This window comes from Glycomyces sambucus, assembly GCF_900102815.1.
GTDB lineage: Bacteria > Actinomycetota > Actinomycetes > Mycobacteriales > Micromonosporaceae > Glycomyces > Glycomyces sambucus.
This window is the reverse complement of record NZ_FNGF01000014.1, coordinates 1-7,709: the sequence shown is the minus strand read 5'-3', so window position 1 is coordinate 7,709 and position 7,709 is coordinate 1. Positions and strand designations below refer to the sequence as shown.

5 protein-coding genes and 2 pseudogenes are annotated in these 7,709 nt (G+C 69.6%); 2 read left to right on the top strand and 5 right to left on the bottom strand.

The window, feature by feature from the left end:
- The 5 genes and pseudogenes from BLS99_RS26710 to BLS99_RS25410 form a co-directional block, all read right to left on the bottom strand.
- A pseudogene (locus BLS99_RS26710) lies at positions 1-263 on the bottom strand (fasciclin domain-containing protein); the annotation flags it as partial.
- Between the two features lie 241 nt (positions 264-504).
- Entirely contained in the window at positions 505-1,338 is an 834-nt protein-coding gene (locus tag BLS99_RS25430; RefSeq protein ID WP_176953538.1) for a carbohydrate ABC transporter permease, read from the bottom strand.
- Between the two features lie 5 nt (positions 1,339-1,343).
- Complete coding sequence (locus tag BLS99_RS25425; protein WP_176953539.1) at positions 1,344-2,195, bottom strand: carbohydrate ABC transporter permease; 852 nt, start codon at positions 2,193-2,195, stop codon at positions 1,344-1,346.
- A 102-nt stretch (positions 2,196-2,297) separates the two neighbouring features.
- Positions 2,298-3,605: pseudogene (locus BLS99_RS27245) on the bottom strand (ABC transporter substrate-binding protein).
- 61 nt (positions 3,606-3,666) lie between these two features.
- Positions 3,667-5,286 carry an FAD-dependent oxidoreductase gene (locus tag BLS99_RS25410; RefSeq protein WP_091054537.1) on the bottom strand — a complete coding sequence of 540 codons (1,620 nt, stop codon included), beginning with the start codon at positions 5,284-5,286 and terminating at the stop codon, positions 3,667-3,669.
- A 55-nt stretch (positions 5,287-5,341) separates the two neighbouring features.
- On the opposite strand from BLS99_RS25410, the gene BLS99_RS25405 reads away from it, so the two are divergent.
- Together BLS99_RS25405 and BLS99_RS25400 are read left to right on the top strand one after the other, a co-directional pair.
- Positions 5,342-6,145: a helix-turn-helix transcriptional regulator gene (locus tag BLS99_RS25405; RefSeq protein ID WP_091054538.1), complete on the top strand. Its 804-nt coding sequence runs from the start codon at positions 5,342-5,344 to the stop codon at positions 6,143-6,145.
- A 374-nt stretch (positions 6,146-6,519) separates the two neighbouring features.
- Positions 6,520-7,709: hypothetical protein (locus BLS99_RS25400; protein WP_143034955.1), on the top strand; the 1,190-nt coding region annotated here is incomplete at its 3' end.

The window sequence follows — 7,709 nt, the reverse complement described above, 5'->3', positions numbered from 1 at the left end:
TTGGACGCGGCGGTGGCGACCGGGTCGTCGGCCATGCCGGTGAAGGAGCCCTCCCCGTCGGCCGGGACCGCCGAGCACGCCGCACCGAACTCCCCAGCCGGCGTCATCTCCTCGGTGGTCTCCTCCATCGTCTCCTCGGTCGCCATGGCGTCGTCGGAGGCGTCCTCGCTGCCGGAGTCGTCGGATCCGCACGCCGACAGCGCGATCGCGAAGCCGGCGGCCACGGCGAGCGCTCCGGTGCGGGTCAGGAGTCGATTGCGCATCTTCATTGCCTCTCAGATCGGGTATCGGCCACAGACGCGCTCGGCGCCCGGCCATGTCTGAGATTCGGCACCAGGGTGGCCGCGGATGGGTCCGGATCCAAGTTTCTTTGCACCGTTCACCCTCACGGCTACAACCCGCAGTTCAGGTGTCAGCGATGAGGCACATCGAGCAGCGCGAGGGCGGGGCGCCCGTTTCCGGATGCCCCGCCCGATGTCACTTCACGATGCCGGTTGCGGGTCGCTATTTCACCGCGCCGGCGGTGAGGCCGGAGATGACTTGGCGCTGGAGGATCAGGAAGATGGCGATGGGGACCAGCATCACGAGCGTCGCCCCGGCGACGGCGCCGGTGACGTTGAATCCGAACTGGGACTTGAACCCCGCGAGCGCGAGCTGGACGTTCTGGTTCTCCCGCGACATCAGCAGGAGGTTGGCGAAGAAGAACTCGTTCCATATGTTCACGAACGCCACCACCCCCGCGGTCGCCAGGGCCGGGCGCGCCAGCGGGAGGACCACTCGGAACAGGGTCGTGAAGTAGCCGGCGCCGTCGATCATCGCCGCCTCCTCCAATTCGCGCGGCGTCGAGATGAGGAACGACCGGAGCACCACGAACGTGAACGGGAACTGGAGTGCGGCGTAGAGGACCACCATGCCCGCCCGCGAGTCGAACATCCCCAGTTCTCGCACCACGAAGAACACCGGCGTGGCCATCCCCACCAACGGCAGCGCGAGGGCGAGCGAGAACAGGGCCACGAGTGCGTTGCGCCCGAGGAAGGCGAACCTCGCCAGCGGGTAGGCGGCCAGGAATCCCGCCGACAGGGCGCCGAGGGTCCCCAGCCCCGCGTAGAGGAGGGTGTTGAGCAGGTAGTCGTGGAGTCGGATCTGCGTGAACACGTCGACGAAGCCCTGCAGGGTGAACGGCGCCGGCCAAAACCCGTCCCCGGTGAAGATCTGGTTGCCGGTCTTGAAGCTCGAGACCATCACCCACACCGTCGGCGCGAGCGACAGCAGGGCCGCGGCTCCGAGAAAGGTGTGGATCAGCGCGTTCGCCCACGCCGGCCGCTTCGTGCTCGCCATCGCCGTCACAGTGTCCGCTCCCCGATCCTGAAGGCTCGGCGGACGGTCAGGATCAGTACCAGTCCGATGAGGATGATGATCGATCCGATGGCGTTCGCGTAGCCCCATTGTCCGGCCACATAGGCGCGGTAGGCGTAGAGCGCGAGTGTCGCGGTCGCGTCGTCGGGTCCGCCGGCGGTCAGGATGAACACCAGGTCGAACATGCCGATGTCGACCAGCAGCCTGATGAGGATCGCCGTGCCGATGACGTTGCGCAGCAGCGGCAGGGTGATCCGCGTGAGCTGCTGCCAGGTCGTCGCGCCGTCGACCGACGCCGCTTCGTAGAGCTCGCGCGGGATCGAGGCGATCTCCGCCATCACGAGCACCACGACGAACCCGATGATGAACACGAAGGTCCCCGCGACGGCCCATCGTGCGGTCGCGGTCTCGAAGAGCCAGTCCCGCGCGCCCGGCATTCCCAGCGCGCCGAGGACGTTGTTGAGCAGCCCTGAGCGCGGGTTGTAGAACATGGAGAAGATCAGGGCGTACGCCGCGCCGGAGATCACGAACGGCACGAAGATGATCGTGCGCAGCGCCTTCCATCCGCGCGGGCGCAGTGCGAGGACCATGCCCACGGCGATGCCGAGCGGGACCTGGACGAGCACCGAGGCCGCGGCGTAGAACAGCGTGTTGCCGAACGCCTTGAAGAACACCGGGTCGGTGAACATCCTCCGGTAGTTCTCGGCGCCGGTCCACGTGAAGTCCAGGCCGCCCCACTCGGCGAACGCGGTGACCGCGAGGACGGCGAACGGCACGAGGAAGAACGTCCCGAACAGGACGAGCCCGGGCAGGAGGGAGAGGGCGACCGGTCCGCGCATGCCTCGGGGGACGGGTGTCCCGGCCGCGGCACGGGCGGGCCGCCTGCCCGGGCCGGCGGCCCGGCGCGTGAGCCTGTGCGAGGTGACGGTGCTCATGTGCGTCTAGAGCCCGTCCGCGCTGGAGTCGTCGGTCAGACGCTGGAGGAACTCGTCGGTCGTCATGTCGCCCTCCACGTATGCGGGCCAGAGGTTCTTCCAGGCCGAGTCGAGGCCCGCCGGGCCGAGCACCCGAGCGTGCGGGTAGCGGTAGGTCAGGTCTGCGGCCTCCGCGGCGAGACCGGTCGACAGCGGCTCCAGGTCGGCTGCCGCGGCGGCTTCGGGTGCGACCTGCACCGGTGGGTTCGCGCCGGTCTGCTCCGCCTGGGTCAGCACCTCCGCTTCGGAGGTCATGAACTTGACGAACGCCTCGACCGCTTCGGCTTCGCGCTCGTCGGCGGCCCCGGAGACCCATCCGGCGCCGGAGACGACGACCGAGCCCCGCTCGCCCTCGGTCCAGCCGGGTGCGGGCGCGTACCCGGTGTGCTCGTACAGGCCCGGTGCGGCCGCGTCGGTGCGCAGGTTGGTGCTGACGAACCACGGCCCGTTGGCGACCATCGCCGCCTCTTCGGTCAGGTAGGGGGCGGCGGCGTTCTGGAAGTCCCCGGAGAACGCGTCCGCGTTCACCCATCCTTCGAGGTGCCAGTCGCGCAACCGCTCGGTCGCTCGGACGACAGCGGGATCCTCCCCTCAGTCGCCGCTGTCGAGGATGTCCTCGGTCAGGAACGCCGTGCCGCCGTCCTGGGTGCCGATCAGGTTGGCCCACATGAGTTTGGTGGCCCAGTCGCCGTCCATCGCGATCGCGATCAGCCCCTGCGCCTCGAGCGCGGCCGCAAGGTCCTCGAACGCGTCCCAGGTGGTCGGGAACGCGTCGTACCCGGCCGCTTCGAGGAGCGCGGTGTTGTAGTAGATCCCGATGGCGTCGTGCTGCTGCGGGATGGCCCAGACCTGCCCGCCGGTTCCCTCCAGCGCGTCGAACGCCTCCTCGTGGAAGGTCGCGGCCCACGCCTCGTCGCCGTCGAGGGCGGGCGCGAAGTCGTGGAGCCTGCCGGTCTCCTGGAGCGCCTTGATCTCACCGGAGTTGAGCTGGAACAGGTCCGGCAGGTCTCCGGCGAGCGCCAGGCGCTGGTAGTACTGGAGCCGGTCGTCGCTCGACCCGGCGTTCGGGTTGTCGATCGTCTCGATCCGGTAGGTGCCGGCGTAGGCGTCGTTGAACCGCTGCGCCGCTTCGTGGTTGTACTGGAGGAACGGGTCGGTCGGGCTCTCCTGGCAGGTGGCGCAGGTGATGACCACCTCGCCGGAGTCGTCGGTGCCGGAACCGCATCCGGCGGTGCTCGCGAGCAGTGCCGTCGCGGCGGCAAGCGCCGCGATCATGCTTCTGGGTGTGCCCATGACGTCATCTCCTTTGATGATCCTGTTGAGGGGCCGGCGTGGTTCAGTAGCCGGCGATCCGCGGCCAGTGCCGCTCGATGCCGGCGTCGTCGAGTTCGCGGTGGAATTCCGCCAGCAGCGCCTCGCTGGCCCGGACCTGCCGCGGCGAGGTCTTGCGCTCGGTGCAGAACGCCGCGAGGTGGCCGGCGACCTCGCCGATGTTCCACTCCACCAGCGGCATCCGATAGGCGCCGTTGGTGATGTGCGTGGTGCCGATGTTCTTCGCGCCGGCCAGGAGGTTCTCGACGCGGACCGGGATCAGCGCACCCAGCGGCAGCTCGAACGGGCAGCAGCCGATGTCGATGTACGGGTCGCCGCCGGTGGAGGGGTGCAGGTCGATCCGGTACATGCCCACCCCGACGCTGTCGGGGTGGGCGACCGCGCCGGCCTCGCCGCGCACCGCGAGCGACAGCTCCTGCTCCACGATGGTGTGCTCGGCGCGGAGGCGCCGCGACTCCCTGATGTAGGGCGCCTTCGCCAGGCCGTCGGCGCTGTCGCCGAGGACGTCGCCGCGCAGGCGCAGCCCGGGCCAGCCGGTGCCGCCGTCGGGTCGCGGCACCTCGGTCTGGAGCCAGTACAGGAACGACCGGCTCAACTCCCGCGCCGCCCGCTCGTGCGCGGCGGCGTCGGGGTGGTCGAACACCGGCCCGCCCCAGTAGTCGATCTGCGGCCAGTTGACGAGGGTGAGGTCGCCCGGGTAGGTCCCGGGCCGGAAGTTCGCCCGTGCCGCGATCCGCCGGAACGTCCACAGGTTCCGGTCCATCGACCCGACCCGCCGGTCGTCGTAGTCGGGCCGGATGAGCGCCGGGTCGCCCTCGGGGTCGGGCACGAACATGTGCTGGACGGGCTGCCTGGTCTTCGGGTGCGGCGCGGTCAGCGACAGCTGGCCGTGGGGCCAGTCGAGGGCCCGCGCCGCCTTGAACCGGTCGTATCCGTCGGGCCGGTCGACGACGTGGTCCTCGCCGGGCCTGTGGTCGAGCGCGAAGCACACCGACACCGGCTGCATGTTCATCGGGTCGGCGACCTCGGGCGCGTGCGGCTCCCCGGTCTCGCCGCGTGCCTCGGCGCCGGTGACGTACTCGACGCCGGCGAGGGGCAGCAGCTCCCCGGTCTCGCTCGCGTCGACCACCCACTGCGCCGCGATCGCCGTGGTCTCGCCGGTCCGCCGGTCGCGTACCGTCACCGCCGTGATGCGGTCGCCGTCGGTCTCGGCACCGACCGGCTCGTGCTCCATGAGGACGCGCAGCAGCCCTGAGGCGCGCAGCGGCGCCACCATGGCCTCGATGACCGCGAGGGTCACCCGCGGCTCGTGGCACAGGTCGGAGACCTTCGCGCCGCCGGGATTGAACGCCCGCCGCGCCGCCGCGGCCTCGGTCAGCGGGTAGTGCCTGCGGTAGTACGCGCGCACGGCCTCCCGGTAGGCCCGGTAGGTCGCCGTGCACCCGAACCGCTCGATCCACACGTGCTCGTCCGGCGGCACCCCCTGCGTGGTGAGCACGCCGCCGAGCCAGTCGGTCGGCTCGGTGAGCGTCGTCCGGATGCCGCGACCGGCGGCGGTGACGGCGGCCAGGACGCCGCCCACGCCGCCCCCGACCACGAGGAGTTGTGTCTCAGTTTCACGCATGGAGTCATGACACCAGGATTCGACCTCTGCCGACATGGCTGTAATAGACTGATCTGTGTCCCAGTTTGATGCTCAGGCCCGCCGACTCCGCGTCGCCGACGCGACTGCGAGGCAGCTCGTGCAGCCCGCCGGGTCCCGCATCGGCCCGCGCCGCCGGCAGGAGATCCAGCTCATGCTCATCCACGCCGGTTCGATGCGCCTGCGCCTCGACGGCGGCCCTCCGCGCCAGGTCGCGGCCGGAGAGATCTGCCTGCTCCTGCCCGGGCACACCGAGGAGATCCGCTTCGACGGCGACGTCGACACCCACGAGACGCTCGTGCGCGGCCGCATGGAGCAGGCGACCGACCAGATGCGCGCCTGGCTCGAAGCACTGCGGCCCAACAGGACCCTCTCCTCGGCCCTGACCTACCTCGCCCGCGAGGCCGTCACCACCGAGCAGACCAGGCTCACCGCCGACGGCGCCCTCGTGGACGCGCTCGCGACCGCGCTGCTGTGGCGGTTCATCGCCGAGTTCAGGAACCTGCCCGCCGCACTGCCGGCCTCGATCGAGACCGCCCGCCTGTTCATCCACGACCACCTCGACCGGCCGGTGACGCTCACCGACATCGCCAGAGCCGCCTCGGTCACCCCGGCCCACCTGGTCCGGATGTTCCGCTCCCACATGGACACCACCCCGGTCCAGTACCTCTGGGACCGGCGCATCTCACTCGGCGTCGAACTGCTGACCTCCACCGGACTCACCGTCGGATCGATCGCGACCCGCTGCGGGTTCAAGACCAGCTTCCACTTCTCCCGCAAGGTCAAAGAGTCCACCGGTCTCTCGCCCACCGACCTGCGGACCTCCACCTCGCGCACCTGAGACCTTGCCGAGCGCATCTGCGGATCGAGACAGCGCCGGTGTGAGCCCGGGGCGCCAGCCGTCGCCGTCACCGATGCCTGGTGTCTGCAGGGCGACGCCGACCAGGCACATCGCCGGACCGCCAACGGCAGCAGATCTGATGCGTCGAGGTCGCCCCCGCCGACGTGGTCGCCACCGGCGGGTCTGCGTCCGCACGGCCGGTGTCCATCGGGATTGCAGCCTTCCATTGCCCAGCGGCATGGGCTGACGCTGGTTTGAGGCTGTCTTGACGCAGTGCGTCGTTAGCGTCGCATCTCGACCGGCTCGTGTGAGTCACCTCACCGATTGAGCTCCAGTGGGAGTGCCGGCGTCCCCTTGCAAGCGAGGAAACCTCGATGATTCGACGACTCACCCACACCAGACGATGGCTCCTCATCGTGGCGGCCGCAGTGGCCGCCATGGCGGTCTCGGCCCCTCCGGCGACCGCAGAATCCACACAGGACGTCGGTGTCCTGTGCACCGTCCCTTCAGGACACGATCCCGCGGTGATCGCGACCGTCTACCAGGTCGCCGCGAGCCGCCAGGTCTCGGACCGCGTGCTGCTGGCCGGCTTCGAGGCCGGCTGGATCGAATCCCACATGAACAACCTGCCCTGCGGCGACAGCGACTCGCTCGGCGTCTTCCAGCAGCGCCCCAGCCAGGGATGGGGCACCCCCGCGCAGATCATGAACGTCACGTACGCGTCGAACAAGTTCTTCGACGGCGCCATCGCGGCCGACCGGCAGTGCGCCTCGTGCACCGCCGGCCAGATCGCGCAGATGGTGCAGCGCTCGGCGCACCCCGAACGGTACGACCAGGCCGAGGCGAAGGCCAGAACCCTCATCGCCGCCGCGCGGGCGAGCGCTGTCGACCAGATCGGTCTGTACCGGCCCGAGAACGGGACGTTCTACTTCCCCGGGGGCGGTTCGGCGAGGCTCGGCGATGCCGGCATGGTGCCGTTGGCCGGGGACTGGAACCGCGACGGCGTCGACTCGATCGGCGTGTACAAAGAGGACAACCAGACGTTCTACCTGAAGAACTCGAACACCTCAGGGAACGCGGACGGTGCCTTCAGGTTCGGCAACAAGGGCGACATCCCGCTCGTAGGCGACTGGGACGGCGACGGGTACGACACCATCGCCGTGTACCGCCCGAGCAATCAGACGTTCTACCTCAAGAACCGCAACGACAACTCAGGGGAGGCCGACGGCGCCTTCAGGTTCGGGAGCGAAGGCGACATCCCGATCGCGGGGAACTGGGACGGCGACCAGTACGACACCATCGGCGTCTACCGGCCCGACAACCGGACCTTCTATCTCAAGAATCGCAACGACAACTCCGGAGACGCGGACGGCGCGTTCCACTTCGGGAACAACGGCGACCTTCCAGTGGTGGGCAACTGGGACGGCGACCCCTACGACACCATCGGCGTCTACCGGCCCGGGAATCGCACGTTCTACCTGAAGAACCGCAACGACAACTCCGGCGACCCCGACATCGTCAGGCAGTTCGGGAACTTCGACGACCTGCCCATCGCCGGACGCTG

Coding starts and splice junctions, on each gene's coding strand:
- BLS99_RS25410 (WP_091054537.1), bottom strand. CDS start 5,286: ATGCGTGAAACTGAGACACAACTCCTCGTGGTCGGGGGCGGCGTGGGC.
- BLS99_RS25430 (WP_176953538.1), bottom strand. CDS start 1,338: ATGGCGAGCACGAAGCGGCCGGCGTGGGCGAACGCGCTGATCCACACC.
- BLS99_RS25425 (WP_176953539.1), bottom strand. CDS start 2,195: ATGCGCGGACCGGTCGCCCTCTCCCTCCTGCCCGGGCTCGTCCTGTTC.